At 72.3% G+C, this 23,870-nt stretch carries 23 protein-coding genes and 1 tRNA gene; 14 read left to right on the plus strand and 10 right to left on the minus strand.

Going from position 1 to position 23,870, the window contains the following annotated elements; genetic code table 11:
• The first annotated feature begins 21 nt into the window (after nucleotides 1-21).
• On the plus strand, nucleotides 22-1,029 hold the full coding sequence (locus tag ABTY59_RS17295; RefSeq protein ID WP_352019791.1) for a questin oxidase family protein: 1,008 nt from the start codon (nucleotides 22-24) through the stop codon (nucleotides 1,027-1,029).
• 4 nt (nucleotides 1,030-1,033) lie between these two features.
• On the opposite strand, the gene ABTY59_RS17300 is transcribed toward ABTY59_RS17295, so the two are convergent.
• Complete coding sequence (locus ABTY59_RS17300; protein WP_352019792.1) at nucleotides 1,034-1,822, minus strand: dioxygenase family protein; 789 nt, start codon at nucleotides 1,820-1,822, stop codon at nucleotides 1,034-1,036.
• Between the two features lie 85 nt (nucleotides 1,823-1,907).
• Between ABTY59_RS17300 and ABTY59_RS17305 the strand changes: the two genes are divergently transcribed.
• Nucleotides 1,908-2,414, plus strand: a complete 507-nt coding sequence (locus ABTY59_RS17305; protein ID WP_352019793.1) for a MarR family winged helix-turn-helix transcriptional regulator — start codon at nucleotides 1,908-1,910, stop codon at nucleotides 2,412-2,414.
• Between the two features lie 158 nt (nucleotides 2,415-2,572).
• Here the strand turns inward: ABTY59_RS17305 and ABTY59_RS17310 are convergent, their stop codons facing one another.
• Nucleotides 2,573-4,105 (minus strand): MFS transporter, encoded by a 1,533-nt coding sequence (locus ABTY59_RS17310; protein ID WP_352019794.1) that lies wholly within the window; start codon nucleotides 4,103-4,105, stop codon nucleotides 2,573-2,575.
• A 171-nt stretch (nucleotides 4,106-4,276) separates the two neighbouring features.
• Nucleotides 4,277-4,939: a TetR/AcrR family transcriptional regulator gene (locus ABTY59_RS17315; RefSeq protein WP_352019795.1), complete on the minus strand. Its 663-nt coding sequence runs from the start codon at nucleotides 4,937-4,939 to the stop codon at nucleotides 4,277-4,279.
• A 300-nt stretch (nucleotides 4,940-5,239) separates the two neighbouring features.
• On the opposite strand from ABTY59_RS17315, the gene ABTY59_RS17320 reads away from it, so the two are divergent.
• Nucleotides 5,240-6,511, plus strand: coding sequence for a M6 family metalloprotease domain-containing protein (locus tag ABTY59_RS17320; RefSeq protein WP_352019796.1), 1,272 nt, complete (start codon nucleotides 5,240-5,242; stop codon nucleotides 6,509-6,511).
• On the opposite strand, the gene ABTY59_RS17325 is transcribed toward ABTY59_RS17320, so the two are convergent.
• The 4 genes from ABTY59_RS17325 to ABTY59_RS17340 all read right to left on the minus strand — a co-directional run bounded on the left by ABTY59_RS17325 (nucleotide 6,498) and on the right by ABTY59_RS17340 (nucleotide 10,213).
• The gene (locus ABTY59_RS17325; protein WP_352019797.1) at nucleotides 6,498-8,114 is read right to left on the minus strand and encodes a class I adenylate-forming enzyme family protein; all 1,617 of its coding nucleotides are present in this window, start codon (nucleotides 8,112-8,114) and stop codon (nucleotides 6,498-6,500) included. The genes ABTY59_RS17320 and ABTY59_RS17325 overlap by 14 nt on opposite strands.
• Nucleotides 8,115-8,186: 72 nt before the next feature.
• Nucleotides 8,187-8,687: an AMIN-like domain-containing (lipo)protein gene (locus ABTY59_RS17330; RefSeq protein WP_352019798.1), complete on the minus strand. Its 501-nt coding sequence runs from the start codon at nucleotides 8,685-8,687 to the stop codon at nucleotides 8,187-8,189.
• Between the two features lie 155 nt (nucleotides 8,688-8,842).
• The gene (locus ABTY59_RS17335; protein WP_352019799.1) at nucleotides 8,843-9,622 is read right to left on the minus strand and encodes a hypothetical protein; all 780 of its coding nucleotides are present in this window, start codon (nucleotides 9,620-9,622) and stop codon (nucleotides 8,843-8,845) included.
• Between the two features lie 222 nt (nucleotides 9,623-9,844).
• The gene (locus tag ABTY59_RS17340; RefSeq protein ID WP_352019800.1) at nucleotides 9,845-10,213 is read right to left on the minus strand and encodes a peptidase inhibitor family I36 protein; all 369 of its coding nucleotides are present in this window, start codon (nucleotides 10,211-10,213) and stop codon (nucleotides 9,845-9,847) included.
• Between the two features lie 290 nt (nucleotides 10,214-10,503).
• Between ABTY59_RS17340 and ABTY59_RS17345 the strand changes: the two genes are divergently transcribed.
• The 7 genes from ABTY59_RS17345 (at nucleotide 10,504) to ABTY59_RS17375 (ending at nucleotide 15,197) form a co-directional block, all read left to right on the plus strand.
• Nucleotides 10,504-10,576 (plus strand) — tRNA-Arg (locus ABTY59_RS17345).
• A 258-nt stretch (nucleotides 10,577-10,834) separates the two neighbouring features.
• The gene (locus ABTY59_RS17350; RefSeq protein WP_352019801.1) at nucleotides 10,835-11,233 is read left to right on the plus strand and encodes a hypothetical protein; all 399 of its coding nucleotides are present in this window, start codon (nucleotides 10,835-10,837) and stop codon (nucleotides 11,231-11,233) included.
• Nucleotides 11,234-11,242: 9 nt separating this feature from the next.
• Nucleotides 11,243-12,892, plus strand: a complete 1,650-nt coding sequence (locus tag ABTY59_RS17355; protein WP_352019802.1) for a M64 family metallopeptidase — start codon at nucleotides 11,243-11,245, stop codon at nucleotides 12,890-12,892.
• 69 nt (nucleotides 12,893-12,961) lie between these two features.
• Nucleotides 12,962-13,372 carry a BlaI/MecI/CopY family transcriptional regulator gene (locus ABTY59_RS17360; protein WP_352019803.1) on the plus strand — a complete coding sequence of 137 codons (411 nt, stop codon included), beginning with the start codon at nucleotides 12,962-12,964 and terminating at the stop codon, nucleotides 13,370-13,372.
• A 4-nt stretch (nucleotides 13,373-13,376) separates the two neighbouring features.
• A complete protein-coding gene (locus tag ABTY59_RS17365) occupies nucleotides 13,377-14,309 on the plus strand; it encodes a M56 family metallopeptidase (protein ID WP_352019804.1) in 933 nt (310 codons plus the stop codon).
• 62 nt (nucleotides 14,310-14,371) lie between these two features.
• The gene (locus ABTY59_RS17370) at nucleotides 14,372-14,737 is read left to right on the plus strand and encodes a hypothetical protein (RefSeq protein WP_352019805.1); all 366 of its coding nucleotides are present in this window, start codon (nucleotides 14,372-14,374) and stop codon (nucleotides 14,735-14,737) included.
• The gene (locus tag ABTY59_RS17375) at nucleotides 14,730-15,197 is read left to right on the plus strand and encodes a hypothetical protein (RefSeq protein WP_352019806.1); all 468 of its coding nucleotides are present in this window, start codon (nucleotides 14,730-14,732) and stop codon (nucleotides 15,195-15,197) included. Before ABTY59_RS17370 ends, ABTY59_RS17375 begins: the two co-directional genes overlap by 8 nt.
• Nucleotides 15,198-15,204: 7 nt before the next feature.
• Here ABTY59_RS17375 and ABTY59_RS17380 read toward each other — a convergent pair whose 3' ends face one another.
• Together ABTY59_RS17380 and ABTY59_RS17385 are read right to left on the minus strand one after the other, a co-directional pair.
• Entirely contained in the window at nucleotides 15,205-16,890 is a 1,686-nt protein-coding gene (locus tag ABTY59_RS17380; RefSeq protein ID WP_352019914.1) for a DUF8823 domain-containing protein, read from the minus strand.
• Between the two features lie 406 nt (nucleotides 16,891-17,296).
• On the minus strand, nucleotides 17,297-19,666 hold the full coding sequence (locus ABTY59_RS17385) for a D-alanyl-D-alanine carboxypeptidase family protein (protein ID WP_502995377.1): 2,370 nt from the start codon (nucleotides 19,664-19,666) through the stop codon (nucleotides 17,297-17,299).
• Nucleotides 19,667-19,828: 162 nt separating this feature from the next.
• Here ABTY59_RS17385 and ABTY59_RS17390 point away from each other — a divergent pair, with 162 nt between their 5' ends.
• From ABTY59_RS17390 to ABTY59_RS17400, 3 genes are all read left to right on the plus strand, one after another.
• Nucleotides 19,829-20,527, plus strand: a complete 699-nt coding sequence (locus ABTY59_RS17390) for a GOLPH3/VPS74 family protein (protein WP_352019808.1) — start codon at nucleotides 19,829-19,831, stop codon at nucleotides 20,525-20,527.
• 203 nt (nucleotides 20,528-20,730) lie between these two features.
• Nucleotides 20,731-21,591: a helix-turn-helix domain-containing protein gene (locus ABTY59_RS17395; RefSeq protein ID WP_352019809.1), complete on the plus strand. Its 861-nt coding sequence runs from the start codon at nucleotides 20,731-20,733 to the stop codon at nucleotides 21,589-21,591.
• A gap of 178 nt (nucleotides 21,592-21,769) precedes the next feature.
• Nucleotides 21,770-21,970, plus strand: coding sequence for a DUF397 domain-containing protein (locus tag ABTY59_RS17400; protein ID WP_352019810.1), 201 nt, complete (start codon nucleotides 21,770-21,772; stop codon nucleotides 21,968-21,970).
• A gap of 122 nt (nucleotides 21,971-22,092) precedes the next feature.
• Here ABTY59_RS17400 and ABTY59_RS17405 read toward each other — a convergent pair whose 3' ends face one another.
• Complete coding sequence (locus ABTY59_RS17405) at nucleotides 22,093-22,917, minus strand: hypothetical protein (RefSeq protein WP_352019811.1); 825 nt, start codon at nucleotides 22,915-22,917, stop codon at nucleotides 22,093-22,095.
• An 82-nt stretch (nucleotides 22,918-22,999) separates the two neighbouring features.
• Here ABTY59_RS17405 and ABTY59_RS17410 point away from each other — a divergent pair, with 82 nt between their 5' ends.
• Nucleotides 23,000-23,782, plus strand: coding sequence for an SDR family oxidoreductase (locus ABTY59_RS17410; protein ID WP_352019812.1), 783 nt, complete (start codon nucleotides 23,000-23,002; stop codon nucleotides 23,780-23,782).
• The last annotated feature ends 88 nt before the right edge of the window (nucleotides 23,783-23,870 follow it).

Consider the following 23,870-nt stretch of genomic DNA (forward strand, 5'->3'; position numbering starts at 1 on the left):
CCCCGCGCCTAGCGTCGCCCCATGACCGACACCACCGGCACCCTCGACGAGGCCCTCGAACGGCTCCACACCACGGGACCCGAGCGCGGCGGCTGGCTCACCAACCACGCCCCCATGGCCGTGGAGGCCCTGGTCCGGCACGGCCAGGCCCCCGCCGTCCACCGCTGGCTCGACCACTACGCGCCCAAGCTGGAGGAGGCGCCGCCCGCGCACCTCCCGGTCACGTCCGGCACCTGGCGGGAGGCGATCGGCGACCCGGCGCGGAGCACCGACTGGACCCGTTTCTTCTCCCGCGAGCTGGCGGACCGGCCCTGGCGCTCGGTGCTCGCCGAGTGGTGGCCCCGGCTGCTGCCCGGCATCGCGGGCGGGGCCACGCACCCGGTGATCCGTACGGGTCACGCCGTACGGACCCTGCTCACCACGGAGGAGACGGCGCCGCGCCGCGCCGAGCTGGCGCACGCCCTCGGCTACTGGGCGGCCCGGCATCAGCCCCTGCCGCCGCTCGCCCCGCTGGCCGTCGCGCCGACGGCCGCGGCCGCGCTCGACGCCGTACCGCCCGTCGCGGAGCAGGACGGCGGGATCCGGGCCCGGCTCGCGCAGCTGACGGCGTTCCCGGTGTGGGGCGAGGCGCCGGACCCCGACACGGCGAAGGCGCTGCTCACCGAGCTGGTGGCGGCGGCGACGCACCGGTACGCCTCCCACGGGCACGGCGCGCCGATCATGCTGGTGCACGCGGCGACCGCGCCGAACGCGGTCCTGCGGGCCCTGCCCGCCCTCCCCCGCGAGCTGTGGGCGCCGAGCGTGTCGGCGGCCTGGGCTGCGGCGGCCGCGGTGACGGCGGCCTACACGCCGCGCGAGGCCGCCCCGTACGCCGGGACGGGCCTCGGCCCGGAGGAGGTCTTCGCGCGGGCGGCGGCGCACGGCGACGACCACACGATCAAGTTCACGGATACGGCGCTCGACGTGGGCGGCCCGCTCGCCCTCGCCGCCGCCGTCCGCTCGATCGCACTCAATCCGCCCGTGCTGTAGCGGGTCAGCCGAACTGGACGGACCGCTTCGCGAGCCCCATCCAGAAGCCGTCGATCACGGACCGCTCCGCGTCGAGGTCGCCGGCGGCGTCCGCCGCGCCCATGGTGACGAAGAGCGGCGCGAAGTGTTCGGTACGGGGGTGGGCGAGGCGTCCCGCGGGCGACTTGTGCGCGAAGTCCAGGAGGGCGTCGACGTCCTGCGCCGCGAGCGCCTCGCTCCCCCAGGCGTCGAACTCGGCGGACCAGCCGGGGACGCCGGGGCCGGTGTGCCGGAGGGCGGCGAGGTTGTGGGTGAAGAAGCCGCTGCCGACGATCAGCACGCCCTCGTCGCGCAGCGGGGCGAGCCGGCGCCCGATGTCCATGAGCCGGCGCGGGTCGAGGGTGGGCATGGAGATCTGGAGGACGGGGATGTCGGCGCCGGGGAACATCTCGACGAGCGGCACGTACGCGCCGTGGTCGAGGCCCCGGTCGGGGATGTCCTGCACGGGCGTGCCGGGCGCGCGGAGCAGCTTGCGGACGGCCTCGGCGAGCAGGGGGGCGCCGGGGGCCGCGTACTGGACGCGGTAGTAGTGCTCGGGGAAGCCCCAGAAGTCGTAGACGAGGGGGACGGTCTCGGTGGCGCCGAGGGCGAGCGGGGCCTCCTCCCAGTGGGCGGAGACCATGAGGATCGCCTTGGGGCGGGGCAGTCCGGCGGACCAGGCGGCGAGCTCGCCGGGCCAGACGGGGTCGTCGGCGAGGGGCGGGGCGCCGTGGGAGAGGTAGAGGGCCGGCATTCGTTCGAGCGTGGCGTCCATGGCGACCTTCCCGATCCTTGAAACTTCAAGCTAACTGCTCACACGGTAACGCCAGATAGTTCAACTTTCAAGAACGAGTCGTACGATGGGACCCATGGGAGACACGACCGAACCCCGCTGGCTGACCGACGAGGAGCAGCACGTCTGGCGCGCGTACCTGCATGCCACCACGCTCCTGGAGGACCACCTCGACCGCCAGTTGCAGCGCGACGCCGGGATGCCGCACGTCTACTACGGACTCCTCGTCCAGCTCTCCCAGGCCCCCCGCCGCCGCCTGCGGATGACCGAGCTGGCGAGGAGCGCCAAGATCACCCGCTCCCGGCTCTCCCACGCGATCGCCCGCCTGGAGAAGAACGGCTGGGTACGGCGCGAGGACTGCCCCTCCGACAAGCGCGGCCAGTTCGCCCAGCTGACGGAGGAGGGGACGGAGGTCCTGCGGCGGAACGCGCCGGGGCACGTGGCGGCCGTCCGCCAGGCCATGTTCGACCGACTGTCCGCGGAGCAGGTGGAACAGCTCGGCACGATCATGCGCGTGATGGCCGAGGGCCTCGAACCCACCGACGCGGACGCGGACCTGCCCTGGCTCCGCTGAGCGAGCGGAACCCCGACGCACACCTGCCCGCCCCCGCTCAGCGAGCGGACCCCGGACGCACACCTGCCCCGGCTCCACTCGGCGAGCGGAGCCCGGACGCACACCTGCCCCGGCTCCACTCGGCGAGCGGAACCGGGGCAGGCGGCCTACGGCGGTGATCAGTGGGCGACGACCGGGATCCTCACCTCGTCCTCCACGTCCGCGCCGGACGCGGCGACCTGTCCGGTCCCCGGCTTCCCGGTGTTGATGAGCACGAAGGCGATCGTGGCCGAGACGGCCAGGATGCCGACCGCCCACCAGATGGCCGCCGCGTACCCCTCGACCATGCCCTGGAGCTGGAGCAGCTTCTGCGCGGCCGGAGTGGTCGCGCCGGCGGCGTGGTCGACCAGATAGGCGGTGGTGGCCGAGGCGGCGATCGTGTTCAGCAGGGCCGTACCGATGGCGCCGCCGACCTGCTGCGAGGTGTTGACCATCGCGGAGGCCACACCGGCGTCCCGCGGGTCCACGCCGAGCGTCGCGAGCGACATGGCCGGCATGAACGCCGTACCCATGCCCAGGCCGAGGAGCAGCTGCGCGGGCAGGATCAGACCCGCGTACGAGGTGCCGATCTCCAGCTGGGTGAGGAGCAGCATGCCGAGCGCGGCGGTCAGGAAGCCCGGCGCCATCAGGAGGCGCGGCGGGACCCGGGTCATCAGCCGGGTGCCGATCTGGGTCGAGCCCACGATCATGCCCGCGATCATCGGCAGGAACGCGAAGCCCGTCTTGACCGGCGAGTACCCCTTCACGACCTGGAGGTAGTACGTCAGGAACAGGAACAGGCCGAACATCGCGATGACGGCGAGACCCAGCGACAGGTAGACGCCGCCGCGGTTGCGGTCGGTCACCACGCGCAGCGGCAGCAGCGGGGACTTCACGCGCGACTCGACGAGCGCGAAGGCGAGGAGCAGCACCGCGGAGCCGACGAACAGGCCGATCGTGCCGGCGTCGCTCCAGCCCGCGGACTCGGCGCGGGTGAAGCCGTACACCAGGGAGACGAGACCCAGGGTGGAGAGGACGACGCCGGGGATGTCGAGCGCGGAGCGGTTGCGGCCGCCCTCGGGCTCGCGGACGACGAGGTACGCGCCGACGGCGGCGACCACGGCGAACGGGATGTTGACGAAGAAGGTCCAGCGCCAGTTCAGGTACTCGGTGAGGAAACCGCCGAGGATCAGGCCCACGGCGCCGCCGCCACCGGCGATCGCGCCGTAGATGCCGAAGGCCTTCGCGCGCTCCTTGGCGTCGGTGAAGGTCACGGCGAGCAGGGAGAGCGCGGCGGGCGCGAGGAGCGCGCCGAAGGCGCCCTGGAGCGCGCGGGCGCCGAGCATCATGGCCTCGCCGGTCGCGGCCCCGCCGAGGGCGGAGGCGGCGGCGAAGCCGATCAGGCCGGTGATGAAGGTGCGCTTGCGGCCCCACAGGTCGGCGATCCGGCCGCCGAAGAGGAGGAGTCCGCCGAAGGCGAGGGCGTAGGCGGTGATGACCCACTGCCGGTTGGCGTCCGAGATCCCGAGGTCCTGCTGGGCGGAGGGGAGGGCGATGTTCACGATCGTCGCGTCGAGCACGACCATCAGCTGGGCGAGGGCGATGAAGATCAGGGCTTTCCAGCGGCCGGGGTCGGCCGCCTGGATCGCAGGCTTCGCGGGGATTTTCGGCATGGGGGTAGCCACCTCTTGGCGCGTACTGGTGAAAACGGGGAGGTAAGGGGGTATACGGGCAGGGCGTTATGCGGGCGGGGGGTTATCCAGGCTGGTCGCCCTGCGGGCGGGATACGGGGCGCGGGTGTGACGTGAGCCGGGGCGCCCGAAGGGGGTCTCGCCCGTCGGCCCTCACTTCGCGCAGGCGTCGCGTCTCAGGTCCTCCAGGGTCGCGGCCGTCCCCGGGAGCACGGAGCGCGCGGGCGCTTCCAGGCCGTCGAGGAACAGCTGCAGGTGGCGGTGGACGAACTGGTCGAAGGACCCGCAGGCCGAGCCGGGCAGCGGCCGGGTCAGCTGGGACAGCGCCACCATCAGGTCCCCGACGCCCACGTCGGCGCGGAGCCGGCCGGCGGACTGCGCCCGGTCGATCATGTCCTGGACGGCCTCCTCCAGCCGGTCGCGCTCGGCGAGCAGGTCGGGGTGGTCCTTGTCGAAGGCCTCGTCGAGCATCGGGCACAGGGCTCCGACGCGGGCCTCGGCGGCGCCGTGGGCGAAGCGGCGCACGGCCGCGAAGGGGTCCGCCTCCTCCTCGACGGCCCGTTCGGCCAGCTCGGTGACGCCGGCCATGATCGAGAGGACGACCTCGCGGACGAGGTCGGCGCGCTCGGGGAAGTTCCGGTAGAGCGTGGCGTTCCCGACGCCGGCCCGGCGCGCGATCTCGTCGTACGGCACCTGGAAGCCGAACTCGACGAACATCTCGCGCGCCGCGCCCACGATCCGCTCACGGTTGCGCAGGGCGTCGGCCCGCGGGCGGGGTACGCGGCGGGCGGGCGCGGTGTCGGCGGTGCTGGTCACGCCACGGCCTCCTCAAGGTTCATCCGGGATGGCACCCGGTCGGGGTATCCGGGGAAAGAGTCCCCACTTGCTTCGACACAGGCGTAAACGGGGACCGAGTCCCCGGTTATTTCCCGGGCTTCGTGTGACCTGGGTCACAGCCGCGTGATCGGTGACGGTCCGGTCGCACCCCGTGGACGGCGTCCCACGATCGGGCCACCCGGCGCGCGCTCCCCGACCCCGCGTCACAGGCTGATCGCACAGCGCGGACCCGCGGAAGGGGTCGCGGCGCCGACCTGCACCCCACCGGAGAGGCGACGCATGCAGACCCCCCGCCGACGGATACGCAGACCCGTCGCCCTGGCGGCGACCACGGCCCTCTCCCTCACCCTGCTCGCCTCGGCGAGCAGCACCCTCCCCGGGCCCGCGCCGGCCTCGGCGGGCCCCGTGGCCGCCGCGCCGAGCGGCGCCCAGCTGGGGCCGTGCCGCATCACCACGACGATGGGCGTGCAGATGTCGGAGGGGCTGCCCACGGCCCCCGGATACGTCCGCTCCACGGGCAGCGTCAGGGCCCTCAACCTGATGATCGACTTCCCGGACGCCCCCGGGGACGGCACGGCCATGGGCCGCTTCCGCGAGTTCTTCCCGCAGACCGCCGACTGGTTCCGCACCAGCTCGTACGGGCGGCTGCACTACCAGGCCGAGGCACCGATACCCGACTGGCTGCGGATGCCCCGGCCCTTCTCCTCGTACGGGATCGAGCGCGGCTCACCGTACGAACCGGGCTACCGCGCCCTCGTCGAGGACATCGTGAAGGCCGCCGACCCGCGGGTCGACTTCAGCTCCTACGACCTGGTCAACGTCCTCGTCACGCCGAACGCCGGGCCCTCCGCCCTCGACACCGTCCTGTCCGTGACCTTCTCCGGCAACGACGACGCGCCCTACGCGGACGGCGTACCGCTCGCGAACACGTCCTTCGTCTACAGCCGCCAGGACGACGGCTCCGGCAGCTTCGCCGAGACCGGCTACCGCGTCCTGCCGCACGAGAACGGCCACGTCTTCGGCCTGCCCGACCTCTACACCGCCGACGGCGGCGGCACCGTCGGGCACTGGGACATCATGTCCGAGGACTGGGGCGCCAACAACGACCTGCTCGGCTGGCACAAGTGGAAGCTGGGCTGGCTCGACAACGACCAGGTCAGCTGCGCCTCGGGCCCCGGCACCGGCGACTACAGCCTCACCCCGCTCGCCGTCCCCGGCGGACCCAAGCTCGCCTTCGTCCCGCTGTCCGGCACCTCCGGGTACGCCGTCGAGGTCCGCAGCAGGGGCGGCAACGACGAGGCCGTCTGCGAGCAGGGCATCCTCGTCTACCGGGTGGAGTCCGACGTCGACACCGGCCACGGCCCGGTGACCGTCGCCGACAGCGACCGGGCCAGCGGCGGCTGCACCCGCAGGGCCAACGTCCACGCGGAACTCTCGGACGCCCCGTACGGCCCCGGCGAGACCTTCACGGACCGCGCCAACGGCATACGGATCACCGTCCTGGACGAGGACGACTCGGGGACGTACCGGGTGCGGATCACCCGCCGCTGACCAGCTCCCTGAGCTGCCGCTTGAGGATCTTCCCGGTCGGGTTCCGGGGCAGTTCCCCGTCGCGTACGAGCACCCGGGCGGGCACCTTGAAGGCGGCGAGCCGCGTGCCCACGTGCGCCCGCAGCCGCTCGACGTCGGGGTCGGCACCGGGCCGCAGCCGCACGACGGCCACCACCTCCTCCCCGAGGAGCGGATGCGGAACCCCGACCACGGCGGCGTCGAGGACGTCCGGATGCTGGTGCAGCACGCCCTCGACCTCGACGCAGTACACGTTCTCGCCGCCGCGGATCACCATGTCGGTGAGCCGGTCGACGATGCTGACCCGCCCCTCCCCGTCGACGAGGGCGAGATCCCCGGTCCGGAACCAGCCGTCCTCGGTGAAGGCCTCACGGGTGGCGGCCTCGTTCCCCCAGTACCCGCGGACGAGGGACTGCCCGCGCAGCCACAGCTCTCCCACGCCGTCCGCGTCCGGCCGCTCGACGCGCACCTCGGTGACGGGCGAGGGCCGCCCGACGCTCCCGGGATGGGCCCGGTACTCGGCCCCCACGTTCGACAGGACCCCGCCGCAGGTCTCGGTCAGCCCGTAACCGTTCCGGGGCTCGATCCGCTGCCCGTACCCCTCGGCGATCCCGGAGACGATCCCGGGCGGGGCGGCGGCGCCCCCGGTACTGAGCAGGGTGAGGCTGGAGAGCGGGTCGCCGGTGCGCCGCGCGAGGTCGAGCAGCTGGAGAGCGGTGGTGGGAACCCCCGCGTAGTGGGTGACGCCGTGCTCGCGGATGAGCTCCAGGGCGTGCGCCGCGTCCCACTTCCGCATCATCACGAGGGTCCCGCCGGCGGCCATGACGGCGTAGAAGGACGTGAACGCGGCGACGTGGAAGAACGGGAACGTCGTCAGCGACACGATCGCGGGGCCCGTCCCCGGCACCTCCCCGCGCGCGAGGGCCGCGGCGGCGGCGAAGTACCGCGGGTTCATGGCGGCCCCGGCCTGCGCGAGATGGGTGGCGACGGCGCCCTTCGGCCGCCCGGTGGTGCCGGAGGTGTAGATGATCGTGGCGTCGTGCTCGGGCAGGACGTCGACGGGCGGGGGCCCGAGCAGCGGATCGGTGTCGGGGACGTACCCGGCGAACCCCTCCTCGGCCTCGCCCCGGAAGACGATGCCGGGCACCCCGTTCCGTACGGCCCACGCGCGCACCCGCCCGACCCGCTCCCCGTCGACGAGGAGCACACCGGGCGCGCAGTCGTCGAGCGCGTACGCGAACTCGTCCTCGGTCCACCAGGCGTTGAGCGGTACGGCGACGAGCCCGGCGAGCTGCGCGGCCCAGAAGGCGACGTGCCACTCGGGCAGGTTCCGCATGGCCACCACGGCCCGGTCGCCCGGCCGCAGCCCGTACTCCCCGACGAACCGCCGCGCGAGCCCGCAGGCGGCGTCGAAGAACTCCCGGTAGGTCACCGAGACGCCGTCGGCCACGAGGAACACCCGGTCCCCATAGCCCCAGGTCACCTCGACGAACTCGCGCAGGGTCCGCGGCCCGCCGGCGTACACCCCGTCCGCCACGGCGAACGGCGCGCCGCCGGCCGTCAGCCGCTCGGCTCCGTCAGCCACCACACCGTCCTCCTCAGGGCCCGCAGGTCAGCCCCACGAAAGTACAGGCGGCTCACGCGCACGTCACTGTCGTCAGTGGTTGATGTCGATGACGATCCGGTTGGGGGCGGTCAGCTTGAAGACCTTGTAGGAGGAGTGCGGGCCGAGCGCGAGACCGAAGGTGTTGCTGTCCTCGAAGGAGTACACGAGGGCCTGGCCCTTGAGGCTCGGGTAGCCGAAGGTCTGCGAGCGGGGGCTGGTGTACGTGGGCTGATGGCTGCCGTCGAAGGTCTCGGCCGGCATCAGGGTGACGTTCAGGTACGAGTCGCCCGTGATCGGCACCTGGGTCTGGGACCCCTCCTCGCCCCAGTAGAGCGGCGTGGTCTGCTCACTGGTGGTCCACCCCGGGATGGTGCCCTCGCCGAGGTCGATGACGACCCGGTCGAAGGTGTCGTGGGTGGCCGTCCGCATCCCCAGGATGCAGATGTCGGCACAGGTGGGAGCCGCGGCCACGGCCACGGCGGACGTGGTGCCGAGCAGGGTGGCGGCGAGCGCCGCCGTGCCGGTCAGGGTGGCTATCGCGGTCTTGCGCATGATGGCTCCTCAGAAGGGTTTGTCACATGGGTGGGGGGTGGAGCGTGGATGCCCACGGGCGGTGCGCCCGAGGGGGGGTTCGGCGGACGGAACGGGCCGCGCTGCGCCCGAGGGGGGGCAGCGGACCGAGCGGGCCGCGCTGCGCCCGAGGGGGGTCAGCGGACCGAGCGGGCCGTGCTCAGGCTCAGCCGCCAGGCGGACCGGTACTCCTCCAGCTGCCGGGAACGGGCGGTGATCTCCGTGGCCTGGTAGCCGGCTTCGAGCGTCCTCCGCCGCTCGACGTAGCCGACGTCGGTCTTGCACGTCACGTCCGCGCGCGCCATGGAGACCTCCTGGGCGCTCGGCGCCCCGACGGGACCCCGGACCCCCGGCGTCGTACCGGATCCGGCCCAGGCCCCCGCCGCGGAGAGCGGATCCGGCTGCGGGTGCCCGGACGTCCGCATGCAGGCGCTCCACTCACGGTCCAGGTCCCGCAGCCTCGGGTCGCCCTTCGTCCTCGCCCAGGCGGCGCTCGACGCGGCCGACACCGGATCGGACGTGTTCATCCACTGCATGTGCAGCGTCTGCCGCGCCCGGTCCTGGCAGCCGGGGCTGTCGCCCTCCCCCGTGTAGGCGTTCATCGTGGCGCGGTCCACGGAGGCCAGACGCCCCTCGTTGCGCTGGTTCCAGCGGTACTCCTCCGCGCGCGAGACACCGACGGGCGGCGGCAGCTGGTAGCCGTACGCGGCCGCGAGGGCCGCGTCGCTGATGCCGTAGCGGCGCTGGTTCGGCTCGCGGCCCGGCCCCGGAGGAGCGAGCGGGGCCGGCCACTTCATGCCGCGCCGGCGCATACAGGAATCGGCCAGGACGTACTGGGCCCGCACGAGGGACTGCCGGTCGGCGGCGCTCAGCCGGTACGCGTCGAGCGGGAGTTCCAGAATTCCGGAAGGGGACACGGCCGATTTTTCCGGCGTGGCCCCGGAAACGGGGGCGGTGCGGTCGTCGACGACATTGTCCGCGCAACCGGACATTCCGAACGAGGCCAACAGGGCGAGCGCACCGAACGCGGTCGCACGACGCCGCCACTTCATAGCATTTCGCCCTTTGGTCGGTGAGGAAGAACAAGGAAAAGCGCCACGGAAGAGACTTCCATGGCGCCCGCAGGCCCGATGCGCCTCTTAGAGGGGGCAGGCCGAATTGTTCCAGAAGCAGTGGGAGGAGACCTTGTCGTCGGTCCACGACTCCAGGTCGTTGAGCGTGGCGTCCGACCAGGCCGTCGTGTGGTCGCCCGTGTAGTTGGCGTTGGTGTAGAGCTCGGCGTTGGTGTCGGGGTCCAGGTTCTTGACCGACGTCACGCTGTCGTTGATGGAAATGCCCGTCCCGTAGTACGTGCCGGTGTACGACGGCTTGCTGTAGAGCGTGTCATAGAGGGGGCCGACCGCATTGGCGTCACGGTAGAGGCAGATTTCCCCGCCGCCCGAAGAATTGCACACACCGTCGTACGAGGCCGCCTGGGCGGGTGCGGAAAACGCGGCGACACTGAACACGGCCGAGGCAAAAGCAAGTACGTGGAGCTTGCGCATGGGACCCCCATTGTCGACACCCTCGGGTGCGCCGCGAAAGCGACAGGGGACCATAGGCAAAGATCGCCCCGACCCGTCAAGATCACTTGGCTCCCGCCGAAGGCAAATGGCTGGATCTCTCCCCTCCCCGGACTCAAAGCAGCCCTCCCCCGACGGGCTCCCCGCACCACCGCCGCCCCCACCACCGCCCGCCCACCGAACAACCCCCACGCCCGCGTGCCACCCACCCGCTACACTGACAGCGCTCCGCCTTCGCCTTCGTAGCTCAGGGGATAGAGCACCGCTCTCCTAAAGCGGGTGTCGCAGGTTCGAATCCTGCCGGGGGCACAAGCCGAAGGCCCCGGACCGATCGCGGTCCGGGGCCTTCGTCGTTCCCGCCCGGCCGGGAGAACTCGGTGCCGGACCCTGGTCGTTGCCGGGTCGTCTCCGACGGGCACCGGCAGTCGGTCGGGGATACGATGGCCGTGAGCTTCGATCAGCAGACACCCTTCCGGGGCCGTGCTTCTCTTCCGGTCCCCGACGGCCTTGGCGTCGCCCCTCGATTCGGCCGAGCACCCGGTACACACCGCCCGAAGAGGCCTTGCCATGATCAACTCACCGCAGGCGTCCCGTCCCCCGGCCACACGGCTCATCTTCGAATACGAGGGCGAGGCGGTGCGCCTCGTCTCCCAGCAGCCGGTCGACACGGTCATCAGGGACTTCGACGCCCCCGGCCCCGGCGACTTCGTCGTCGAGACGCGGGACGGGTCCGGGCAGCCCCTTGGCCGCGTCCCCGCGCGTGGGGCGTTCCTGAAGAGCGCCGAGGTCTTTCCGGAGGACCACACGGAGCCGATCATCCGGGTGGACGTGGAGCCGCGCGGCGCGTTCACCGTGATCGTCCCCGCACCGCCCGAGGCCGCCCAGGTCGCCGTGGTCCGCCTCGCGGCCTCGGGGCGCGAGGGGCTGCAGGACGTCGACCTCGCCACCTTCCCGCTTGAGCGATAGCAGGCCGTGATGACCACTTCCGACGGCACCGTCCAGGGCCGCACCCAGATCCACGGAACGGCGCCACGCAACCGGGCCTTCACCATCGTGCTGCTCGGCGACGGCTTCACCGCCGCTCAGCAGACCGCGTTCAACACCGCCTGCACCTCCTTCGTCACCGCGCTGACCCTCACCCCGCCGTTCAACAGGATGGCGCGGACGATCAACATCTGGCGGGTCAACGTCACGTCCACCGACTCGGGCGCCGACGATCCGGCCGGCGCCGGCGGCACCGGCGCGACGGCCCGCACGTACTTCGACTCCACGTTCGGCGCGAACGGCATCCGACGGCTCCTGGTCTGCGACAACTCGACGGCACTCCAGACAGCAGCCGCCCAGGTCCCGGAGTTCACCGTCGCGCTCGTCGTGGTCAACTCCACGATCGACGGAGGGAGTGGCGGCTCCGTCGGCACCTACTCCCTCGCAGAAGGGGCGGTCGAGGTCGCCCTTCACGAGATCGGCCACACGGCGTACGGACTGGCCGACGAGTACGCGTACTACAGCGGCGCCGAGAACGAGACCGGGCACGACTACCACCCGGCCGGCGAACCCGTCGAGCCGAACGTCACGCTCAACACCTCCTACACCTCGCTGAAGTGGGGCTGGGCGGTCGCCGGGACCACGGCCCTGCCGACGATGGCCAACCCGAACTGCGCGAAGGTGGACCCGCGGCCGAGCACGGTCCCCGCCGGAACGGTCGGCTGCTTCGAAGGGGCGCACTACTACCACTGCCGCGCCTACCGGCCCGAACACAACTGCCAGATGCGGGAGTTGGGAAATTGGTTCTGCACGGTGTGCGCCCAGGTGATCCAGGCACGGACGAAGGTGGCCAAGAACGTCTGCGCGCTGACTCCGAACAAGGACGCCGTGTACCGGTACGACGGCTCGGGGACGTCCTGGACGAAGATCGGCGGCGCCGCCGGCCAGCTCTACGCGGGCGCGTGGGGGCTCGTCGCCACCAACCCCGGCTCCGGTGACCTCTACCGCTACCTCGGCACCCCCGACAGCTGGCAGCTCATCGGCAGCGCCGGAGCGTCCTTCGCCGTCGGCACCGACACCGTCTACGGACTGACCCCGAGCCGGGACGCCGTGTACCGCTACAACGGGACGGGAAGCTCCTGGACCCGGATCGGCGGCGCGGCGAGCCAGATCTACGCCGGAGGCTGGGGGCTCGTCGCCACGAACCCCAGCTCCGGTGACCTCTACCGCTACCTCGGCGCCCCGGACGAGTGGGTGTACATCGGCAAGGCCGGAGCGTCCTTCGCCGTCGCCGGCGACGCGCTGTACGCACTGACCCCGAGCAGGGACGCCGTGTACCGCTACGACGGCTACGGAACCACCTGGACCAAGATCGGCGGCCCCGCGGCCCAGATATACGCCGGGGAATGGGGGCGAGGGCTCGTCGCCACGAATCCCGTCACCGGGGGCCTCAAGGCCTACCTCGGCGTTCCCGACGCCTGGAAGGTCCTCTCGGGCCCGGGAGCGTCCTTCGCCGTCGCCACCGACGCGGTCTACCGGCTGACCCAGGCCAAGGACGCCGTCTACCGCTACAGCGGCAAAGGGATCCTCTGGGCCAGGATCGGCGACGCCGCCCACTCCCTCGTCGCCGGCGACATCTAGCGGCCCCGGGCCCGCGCGGCGGCGCGCGGTATTCTCGGGCGGCCGGGCGACCGGCGGAAAGGCGGCGGGATGACGGGCGGTGAGCGGGGCGGCGCTGCCCGGCGGAGGCAGGGGGAGCTCGAAGGGCAGGTGCTCGCCGTGCTGCGGGAGGCGCCCGGGGCGCGGACCGCGGGATGGGTGCGGGAGCGCCTCGGCGGCGGGCTCGCCTATACGACGGTCATCACGATCCTCACCCGTCTCCACGCCAAGGGCGCCGTGAGCCGCGAGCGGGCGGGCCGGTCCTTCGAGTGGACGGCCGTCGCCGACGGGGCCGGGCTCGCGGCCCTGCGGATGCGGAAGGTCCTGGACGGCGAGGCCGACCGGGACGCCGTGCTCACCAGCTTCGTGACCGGTCTCTCCGCCCATGACGAACGCCTGCTGCGGGACCTGCTCGCCGAGGGGGCGGAGGAGGCCCGCGGGCCCGGCGAGGCGGAGGGCTGACGGCGTGGGCGTCTTCGTCTTCCTGCCGCTCGTCCTCCCCCTGAGCGCGTGGCCCGTCGCCCGGCTCGCCGCCCCCCGCCTCCACCCCCGTACCGCCACCCGGCTGCTCGCCTGGTTCTCGGCCGCTCTCGCCGTGTGCAGCACCCTGTGCCTGGCCCTGCTCATGGTGGTCGGCACCGCCCAGCTGCCCGGCAACCCCCTTCCGGACGCCTGGTCCGACCCCGAGGTCCGCGCTGCCCTCCCGTACGACGAGATCGCCGGCAAGGCCGCCATCCCCGCTCTGCTCGTCGTCCTCGCCTCCTGCTCCAGGGCCCTGTGGCGCCACCACCGGGTCCGCCGCCGCGCATCCCGGGCGCTCGCCGGTCTGCCCGGCACCTCCGTCGTCGTGCTGCCCGACGCCCGCCCGTACGCGTACGCCCTTCCCGGGCGGAGGGGCCGCCTCGTCGCCACGACCGCCATGCTCGCCGCGCTCTCCGGGCCCGAGCGCCGCGCGCTCTTCGCCCACGAGCGCGCCCATCTGGACGCCCGCCACCACCGGTTCCTGCTGACCGTGCAGCTCGCTGCGCGCGCCAACCCGTTCCTGCGCCCCCTCCGTACGGCCGTCGCCTACACCACCGAGCGGTGGGCCGACGAGGAGGCCGCCACCCGGATCGGCAGCCGCCGCACCGTGGCCCGCGCGGTCGGCAAGGCCGCGCTCGTCTCCCGTGGCGCGCCGTTCCCGGTGCTCGCCGGCTTCGCCGCGGCGGCCGGGCCCGTGCCGCGCCGGGTGGCCGCGCTGCTCGCGCCCGCTCCGGCGGGCCGCCGCTGGCCGTCCGTGTTCACCCTCGCGGGTCTCGCCACCTGGGGCGCGGCGGCGGGGACCGCCGTCTCCGCGCTGTCCTCGGCGAACTCGGCCGTGACGCTGTTCCGGATCCTGAAGGCCGCGACCCCTCTCTGACCCGGGCCCGGCCGCCCTATCCTGGCCTTCACGTACCGGGGGAACGGGGGAACGGGGAAGCGATGGAATGGTTCTGGTGGGTTCTCATCCTCTTCTGGAGCGGTGGCTTCGCGTGGGCCGCCGACAACGTCCGCACGGCGCTGCGCCATCGGCACGAGCGGAAGATGGAGGTCCTGGAGGCGGCCAAGCAGGAGCGTCTCGCCCTTGACGCCGCGCACAAGACGCCGGAGCCGGTCTGCGGCTGCACGCACCACCTCGCGAAGCACGACAAGCAGGGCCGCTGCCACGAGCGGGTCGAGGTGCCGACGGCCTGGGACGAGAACAAGAAGCCGGTCCGCTACGAGGCCGGCACCTGCAACTGCCAGCAGTACGTGGGGCCGCAGCCGCTGTCCCAGGTGTACGCGGACGAGCTGACCGACCTTGCCTGAGCCGAGGCCCGCGGACCGGCTCCCGTACGTGGACGAGCACGCCGTCCTCGTCGACTGCGGGGCCGACGACCTGTGGGGGCGGCTGCTCGCCGAGGTGGAGCGCTCGCTCTCCGGCGCGGCCGGCGCCCGGTACGCGCGGCTCGTACGGGCCGATCCCGTGGCGGCGGGCGGGCCCCGGCCCCTGGCCGCGGGGTCCGCGTTCCCCGGGTTCCTTGTCGCCGGGTTCGAGCCGGGGCGGGAGCTGGCTCTCCACGGGCGGCACCGGTTCTCCACGTACGCGCTCGTGTACCGGATCGAGTCGCTCTCCGACGGCCGCGCCCGGCTGCGGGCCGAGACGCGCGCCGTCTTCCCGGGCGTGGCCGGGCGGCTCTACCGGCTCCTCGTGATCGGCAGCGGCGCGCACGCCGTCGCCATGCGCCGCATGATGGACGCCTACCGTCGGCCGCCGCGCGGCGCGTGACGGCCGGCTACCGCAGTTCCTCCGGGCAGGCCGTGCCGCGCGACAGCTTGTACGGGGCGCCCAGGCGGTAGACGCCCGCCTTCGGGGCGACGAGTTCCGTCCACTCGTCGCCCTCGGTGTCCGGCTCGGCCTTGAAGAGGCAGCCGTCCTCGTTGGCGAACACCTTCGGGAGCTCGGTCTCCGACTCCTCGCGGGCCAGCTTCGACGCCTCGGTCTCCTTCGGCGGTTCGATCTTGCCGCCGTTCTCGTCGACGAGGGCGAGCCACGGGGAGTACGGGACGCGGATGAGGACCCGGCCGGGGCGGTCGACGCGGATCACGACCTCGTTCTCCTCGGCGCTCTGCACCTGCGCGGGCGGGTCCGCCAGCGGGGTCGGGTTCTCGACCTCGTACAGCCGCCAGTTCTCGTCCGACCAGACCTGGTGGAGGTACGGCAGTCCCTCGCGGACCAGCTCGGCCTCCTGCGCGGCGCCCGAGTCGGGGGCACCGGTGGGCAGGACGACGTAGTGGACGGCCCAGCGGTCGAGCCACTCCTGGTAGTTCACCGCGTTGAGGGTGTCGTCGTAGAAGAGCGGGTTGCGCTCCATGTCGGCCTGCCGGTTCCAGCCGCGCGCCAGGTTGATGTACGGGCTGAGGGCGGAGGACTCGCGGTGGCTGGACGCCGGGACGACCTCGACGCGCGCCTTGCCCGCGTCCCGCACCTGGAGCTGGTTGACGAGCGGCGCGAGCTCGCGGGCCCAGGAGGCGTCCGGGGCGGTGCGGATGACGTCGTCGACGCCCTTGAAGCCGATCCAGAAGTTCAGCCCGGCGACGGCGAGCAGCAGCGCGTACCAGCGGCGGGAGCGGGGCGCGGTGTACGGCAGGGCCGCGAGCAGCACGACGCCCGCGAAGAGCATCGGCAGCCGGGAGATGTTGGAGCCGATCTGGGAGTCGATCAGCCAGGTCAGGAGGGTGCCGATGGTGTACACGGCGGCGGCCGTGCGGACCGTGCGCCAGTCCCCGGGGACGAGGACGAAGGTCAGGATCCCGAAGAGCAGCGGGAGGGCCGTGGAGCCGAAGGCCATCGGCTGCGTGCCGGAGAAGGGGAAGAGCCAGGAGGAGAGGGCGACCACCGCGACCGGGGCGAGGCCGAGGGCGTACGCGCCGGGGCGCCGCTTGTTGAGGAAGAGCGCCGCCGCCGCGACCCCGAGGAACAGTCCGGCGACCGGGCTGCACGCCGTGGCCAGACCGGCGAGCGGGGCGGCGACCGCCGCCTTCGCCCAGCGCTTGTAGCGCCAGCGGTACGGCCAGCAGAAGACGGCGGCGACCGCACCGAGCGCGAACATCATGCCGAGGCCGAAGGTGACCCGGCCGGAGAGCGCGTTGCAGAGGAACGCGAAGACGGCCGCGATCGAGCAGACCATCGGGTTCCGGACGGCCCGGACCCGCACCAGGATCAGCGCGGTCAGGGCGGCCGACACGGTCCCGGCGACCATCATCGTGCTGCGGACGCCGAGCAGCGACATCAGGTACGGCGAGACCACGCTGTACGAGACGGGGTGCATCCCGCCGTACCAGGCGAGGTTGTACGCGGAGTCCGGGTGCCGTCCGACGAACTCGGCCCACGCGTCCTGCGCGGCCAGGTCCCCGCCGCTGTTCGCGAAGAAGAAGAACCACAGGACGTGGGTGAGGGCGGCGAGCCCGGTGGCCACCATGACCGGGTAGCGGCGCTTGCGCCGCGGGGGGCGGACGGGGGCGGCGGACGGTGCCGGGGAAGGTGCGGGCGCGGGCGCGGGCCGCTGGGTGGGCAGCACTATTCGCGGGAGCGAAGCAGGGCCGGTATCCCCGGACGGGTCGCCGACGGTGTCCCGGGGGTCCCGGGTGCCCCGGGTGTCACGTGCGTCATGCGCATCACGGTAGACGTCGGGGTCTGACTCCGCGCGGTCGGCGCGTGTCGGCTCGGCGGTGGTCACTGCGGCCCTCTCCCGTGCTGCCCGTCTCGCTTCTCGCGTGGTCACGCGTGCGGTCACGCGGTCTCTCGTCCCCCCGAGACGCTAACAGCCGGGCGCCCCGGGGTTCCGGGGTGCCCGGCCGAGCGGGTGGTCTCAGCGGGACCGGTCGTCAGCCCAGGCGGGTGAGCTTCTTGTCGAAGCCGGGCTCCGCCAGGTCCGCCTTGAGGGCGACCGGGGAGCTGACCTTGCCGGCGCCGGTGCCGATCGACACCTGGCCGACGATGTCTCCGGCCTTGCCGGTGTGCGGGACGGCCTTGCCGCCGTCGGTGAGCTCCAGCTTCACCTGGAGGCCCGGCCAGCCGACCGCCTTGAGCTCCTTGGTGGCCACGACCGGGGTCCGGCCGCCGAGGCCGTCGTCGACGTAGCCGAGGACCTGGCCCTTCTTGACCACGGCCGCCGAGGTGACGTCCTTCTGGGCCTGCTGGATCAGCTTGAGGCTGTAGTCGATGGCGAGGGTCAGCTTGTCGTCGAGGATCTTGGCGTTCTTGGCCCCCATGACGATGCCGAGGACGCGGCGGTTCTGGCCGTCGACGATGGTGTTCGCCGCCCAGAGCAGGTTGCCGCCGGCCGGGGTCGACGAGCCGGTCTTGATGCCGCTCACACCCGGTTCGAGCAGGATCTTGTTGTTGTTCTCGATCCGGCCGGGGATGCCGTCGACCGTCAGGTTCGGCATGTTCACGATCTCGCGGAACACGTCGTACTGCATGACCGCCTTCGCCAGCTTCAGCTGGTCCTGCGGGGTCGACACGGTGCTGTCGAGCAGACCCGACGGGTCCGTGTACGTGGACTGGGTCATGCCCAGCTCCTTCGCGGCGGCGTTCATCTTCTGGACGAACGCGGCCTCCGAACCGGCGTCCCAGCGGGCGAGCAGCCGGGCCACGTTGTTCGCGGAGGGGATCATGAGGAGCTCCAGGAGCTCCTTCTCCGTGTAGGTCTGGTTCTCCTGGACCGCGGCCGTCGACTCGTGCGTCGCGTGGGCCTGGTCGGCGGCCTTCTTGTCGACCGTGATCTCGGGCCCCTGCTGCTTCCCCTTGATCGGGTGGTCGCGGAGGATCACGTACGCCGTCATCGTCTTGGTCACGGACGCGATCGGAGCGGGCTTCTGCGCTCCGTACATGCCCATCGACCCGACGCCCTCGACCTCGACGGCGCCCTGTCCCTCGCCGGGCCACGGCATGTCGAGCTTGCCGCCCCCGAAGGTGAACGTCGGCTGGGCCGACAGGGTCAGCGCGGGCGCGGGCAGCGGGCGGACCATCTGCACGATCGCAAAGACGATCAGCAGGAGCAGCACCAGCGGGGTCCAGATCCGCACCCGGCGCAGGGTCGTCCGCATGGGGGTCGGCGGCGGGGGCGGCGTGTTGGTCAGCTCGGCGAGCAGGTCGAGCGGCGGCAGCGGGGGCAGCGGCTGCTGCCGGGTCCGCTCGGCCTCGGCGACGGCCTTGGGGCCCTCGGGGGCCGTGGGAGCCTCCGGGGCCTTGGGCACGGCCGTCTTCGGCGCGTCCGGCTTCGGCACGGCCGTCTTCGGCGCGTCCGGCTTCGGCGCGTCCGGCTTCGGCGCCGCGGCGGGCGCAGGGGCGGCGGCGACGGCCCTGGCGGCCTCCTGGGCCGCCTCGGCGGCCTTCGCGGCCTTCTGCTCGGCGGGGATGTCGGGGCGCAGCGCACGGAAGACGCTGGTGCGCTCGCTGTCGGAGTCCGCGGTCAGACTCGACGGGAGCTTGAGGGCGGTCGTCGGCTGGTCCACGACGGGCGGACGGACCATCTTGAACATGGCCGTCGGCTGGTCGACGGGCTCTTCCGGCTTCTCGTCGGCAGACGGCTTCTCGTCGGTCGGCTTCTCGTCGGCCGACGGCTTCCGCGCGGCGAACCAGGAAGCGGAAGGCGCCTTGTCCTCGGCGGACTCCTCGACGGAGGCTTCGACGGAGGCTTCGACGGAGGCTTCGTCCGCCTCGTCCTCGACCTCGACCTCGACCTCGTCCTCGGACTGGTCGCCGGACTCGTCGTCCGCGTCCTCGGGCTCGTCGTCCGCGTCGTCGTCCTGCGACTCGTCGTCGGGCTCGTCCTCGGCGTCGTCCGCCTCGGAGTCGGCCTCGGAGGCGTCGGGCTCGGCGTCGTCCGCCTCGGACTCGGCCTCCGGCTCCTCCGCGGTCGCGACCCACGCCGCCACGGCGGCCTTCAGCCGGTCGCCCTCCGGAGCGTCCGCCTCCGACACCGGCTCCGTCTCCGGCTCCGGCTCCGGTTCCGTCTCCGGTTCCGTCTCCGTCGGCGCGTCGTCCTCCGGCGTGCGCGGCGCCAGAGTCTTGAACACGGCCGTCGGCTGGTCCACCCGGACCGCCGAGGACGACGAGGACTCTGACTCACGGAGGACGGAAAGCCGAGGATCCCGGCCGCCGCCGCCCGGGACCGCCGCCTCCTGCGACGACCCCTGCTGCTCCGCCTTGTCGGGGGACTCGCCCGCCACCGTGCCTCCTCCATGCGTCATACGTACGTCCGAACCGTCTACCAGTGTCCTGTGTGAACCCCTTGGCTCCCGTGCTAGACGAGAACGACATACCTACTGGTTCCCGGATGAACCACCCAGGCACTCTCGACAGATGAATGTGAGAGGGGTCACCCTGTCATTCATCCACGCGGGGAGGCATGGATGGGCAGGAGCCGCAGAACTATTCCGGAAGAGCTTCTGCTGCTCGCTCTGGACCCGACCACGGGTACCACAGCGCAGCCGCAGTCGCTCGACCTCGGTCTGGCCGGAGCACAGCTAGTGGAGCTGGCTCTGGCAGGCCGGATAGCCCCTGACGGGGATCGTATCGCCGTGGTGATGCCACGGCCGACCGGAGATCCGACTCTGGACTCCGCACTGGAGCTGCTGCGCAGGCGTGGCAGCCCGGTTCGGGCCGTCCACTGGATCGGCGGGCCCCGGCTGGGGCTCCGTCAGACGTATCTCTCGCATCTGGAGCGATGCGGCATGGTGCATGCCGTGGAGGGCCAGATGTGCGGGGTGTTGCCGACGGTTCGCTACCAGGCGACCGACACGGCGATCAGCCGGGAGATCCGAGCCCGGCTGGACAGTGCGATCCGCACCGGCGTTCCGCCGGACCCGCGGACCGCGGCGCTTGCCGCGCTGGCCCATGCGGTCGGTCTCGGCAAGCACCTGTACCCCGGCAACGAAGGAAGGTCGTCGCGGTCCCGGCTGCGCGACCTGATCCGGCACGACCCCATGGGCGGACTCGTGGCGCACGCCGTCATGGACGTCCAGAACGGTGCGGCGGCGCAGCCGCGCAGGAGCGCCGCGGGCGTCCCGGCGCAGCCTCGCGGCAGCATGGCCCGCGCGGCCGCGCACTGACGCTCGCCCGCGAGCGGCCCACCAGCACCACAGAACCACCTGGAACCATCCCGGGAGCCGCACAGGTGTGCGGGGCGGTCTGGACGGCCGTCCCGCACATGTGCGTTGTCCTGGTTTCCCAGCGCGCACCCGGCCATTGGTGGCAGTCTGCCAAGCGGTAGATACTCACAGCTACGCAGCAGACAGCCGGAGGTGCAGTTTCCGTGGCGTCCAACGTCAACCCCACCGTCAGGCGACGCCGATTGGGCCAGGAGCTGCGCAAGCTCCGCGAGGCGAAGAACATGACGGCCGAGCAGGTCGCCGAGCGCCTTCTCGTCTCGCAGTCCAAGATCAGCCGGTTGGAGAACGGCCGCCGCTCCATCAGTCAGCGTGACGTCCGGGACCTGTGCGGCGTGTACGAGGTCGAGGACGAGCGCATGGTCGACTCCCTCATGCAGATGGCCAAGGACTCCCGCCAGCAGGGCTGGTGGCACGCCTTCGGCGACATCCCCTACAGCGTCTACATCGGCCTGGAGACGGACGCGGAGAGCCTGCGGATGTACGAGTCGCAGATCATCCCCGGACTGCTCCAGACGCCCGCTTACGCGGAGGCGGTCATCTCGGGCGCGATGCCGGAGTCGACGGCCGCGGACATCGAGAAGCGGGTCACGGTCCGGACCCGCCGCCAGGACCGGATCCGGGACGAGGAGCGTCCGCTGCGGCTGTGGGCGGTCATCGACGAGGGCGCGCTGCACCGGATCGTGGGGAGCCGGCCGCTGATGGTCGAGCAGCTGGAGCACCTCATCGAGCAGTCGCACCTGCCGCACGTCACCGTGCAGGTGATCCCGTTCGAGATGGGCGCGCACCCGGGGATCAGCGGGCAGTACTCGATCCTGGAGTTCCCGGACACCTCGGACTCCAGCGTCGTGTACATCGAGGGCGTGACGAGCGATCTGTACCTGGAGAAGGCGCAGGACGTCGGCAAGTACTCGGTCATGTACGAGCACCTCAGGGCGCAGGCGCTGAACGTGGAGCAGACGCGGGAGTTCATCTCGAAGATGGCGAAGAAGCACGCCCAGGGCTGAGCATCGGCGGCGGGGGCAGGCACGGTACACCCCGTGATCGCTCCCACGGAAGCGCGGTTGGAATATGCCACTCGGACGTGTGAACGCCGGTCCCGCCCGCCGGGACCGGCGAGTAGCGTCGATCACGCCATCAAGAACGTTGGCGCGACACCTACTCGGCAGAACCGGAGTGAGCAGCATGGCGATTATTCAGGGCGGTCTGGACACCTGGACGAAGTCCTCGTACTCGGGCGGGAACGGCGCCTGCGTCGAGGTCAAGTCCCCTGTCGTGGCCGCGATCGCGGTGCGGGACTCCAAGGCCCCCGAGGGCCCGTCCCTCTCTTTCGGACCGGGATCGTGGAACGCCTTCGTCGGCGAGGTGAGCAACGGGGCCCTCTGAGCCCCGGTGCACACGCCGTCATCGGCAGTACGCAAGAGCCCTCTCGACCGGTCCGCCGTCCTGGCCGAGGGGGCTCGGCCTTTTCCCGCGCACGGCCGCCCGCGAGCCCCCCGGGGAGCGGCTCAGCGCAGCTCGTCCACGTAGCGGTCGGTGCCCGGGACCGTGGGGATGAACGGGGCCACCAGTTCCACCCGGGCGGCCGGGCCGCCGAGCGTCTCCAGGTCCGCGAAGTGCTCCGTCCAGCACTCCCGGGGGTCCTGCTCCAGGAACCACAGCAGCGTCAGGCGGGTGTCGACGCCCTCGACCTGCTTCACGTACGTCATGCGGTCGCCGGGCAGCGGGGTCGGACGGAAGAGCGTCACCATCGCCGCGGGTGAGCCGGCCAGGCGCCGGGGCAGTTCGCGGGAGCGCAGCCGTTCCACGAGGGCGTCCCGCGCCTCGGGGCCCTCGGTGTCGATCACCTGGAGGACGAGCCCGGCGTAGGGGTGGTCGAGGGCGTGGAAGTCGCGGGGACCCGCGGCCCCGTCGCGGTAGACCGTCGCCTCGTGGTCCTGGAACGAGGTGAAGACGTGGGTGCGGTCGTGGTAGACGCGGGCGTCCCGGTTGAGGCGCTTGTTGATGCCGACGGTCCACTTCATGTGCTCGTCGTAGCGGCCGTCGGTGATCCAGTACGTGGAGAGGTAGCAGCCCGCGGTGACGGGCTGGGCGACCGCGGACTTCTCCGGCCCGCGCAGCTCCTGGAGCGCCCGGGTGGCGACCCAGCGGCGGCCGGCGAACATCCAGGGCATGGCCATGGCGCCCGCGTAGTAGTGGTCGTCCTCGTACCAGCGGTTGTAGGCGTACTCGTGGCCCGGGTGCGGTTCGACCATGGTGATCAGCGCGTGCCCGGGGTGCACCCCGTACGGGCCGACCGACGCCAGTTCCGCGTACGTCTCGATGTCGCTCATCGTCCTGCCCCTTCCCTGCTCGATTGCCTGCACCTACTCTGACGGGCCGTCAGATCAATGAACAGGCCCAGGGAGGTCCCGGATGCTGCTCCAGGGAAAGACGGTCGTCGTGTCGGGTGTCGGTGCCGGACTCGGGCACCGGATCGCGGAGACGGTCGTGCGGGACGGGGGTCACGCGGTCCTCGGCGCCCGCACCGAGGCCAACCTCGCCAAGTCGGCGGCGGAGATCGACCCGGAGGGGCGCCGTACCGCGTACCGGGCCACGGACATCACCGACGAGGAGCAGTGCGAGGCGCTCGCGGCGCTGGCCGTCGAGCGCTTCGGCGGGATCGACGCGGTGGTCCACGTCGCCGCCTGGGACTCCTACTTCGGGGGCCTGGAGGACGCGGACTTCGCGACCTGGCAGGGCGTCCTGGACGTGAACCTGCTCGGCACCCTGCGGATGACCCGGGCGTGCCTGCCGGCGCTGAAGGAGCGCGGGGGTTCGGTGGTCCTGATCGGGACGCAGTCGGCGGTGGCGGCGCCCTCGCAGGTGCGCCAAGCGGCGTACGCGGCCTCGAAGGGGGCGCTGACCTCGGCGATGTACTCGCTCGCGCACGAGCTGGGGCCGCACCGGATCCGGGTCAACACCGTGCTGCCGGGCTGGATGTGGGGGCCGCCCGTGCAGGCGTACGTCCAGTTCACCGCGCACACCGAAGGGGTCCCGGAGCCGGAGGTGCTCGCGCGGCTCACCGAGCGGATGGCGCTGCCGGAGCTCGCGACGGACGGGGACGTGGCCGAGGCGGCGGCCTTCCTCGCCTCGGACCGGGCGCGGGCGATCACGGGGCAGTCGCTGCTGGTCAACGCCGGGGAGCTGATGCGCTGACGGCCCGCCCGCCGCTCGTGACAAGTTCATAAGCATGAACAAGGGTCAGTGAACCGAACGATTTTACTGCCCCTTGACCCTCCCTTGC

The organism is Streptomyces sp. NPDC096079 (genome assembly GCF_040303145.1).
Taxonomy (GTDB): Bacteria; Actinomycetota; Actinomycetes; order Streptomycetales; family Streptomycetaceae; genus Streptomyces.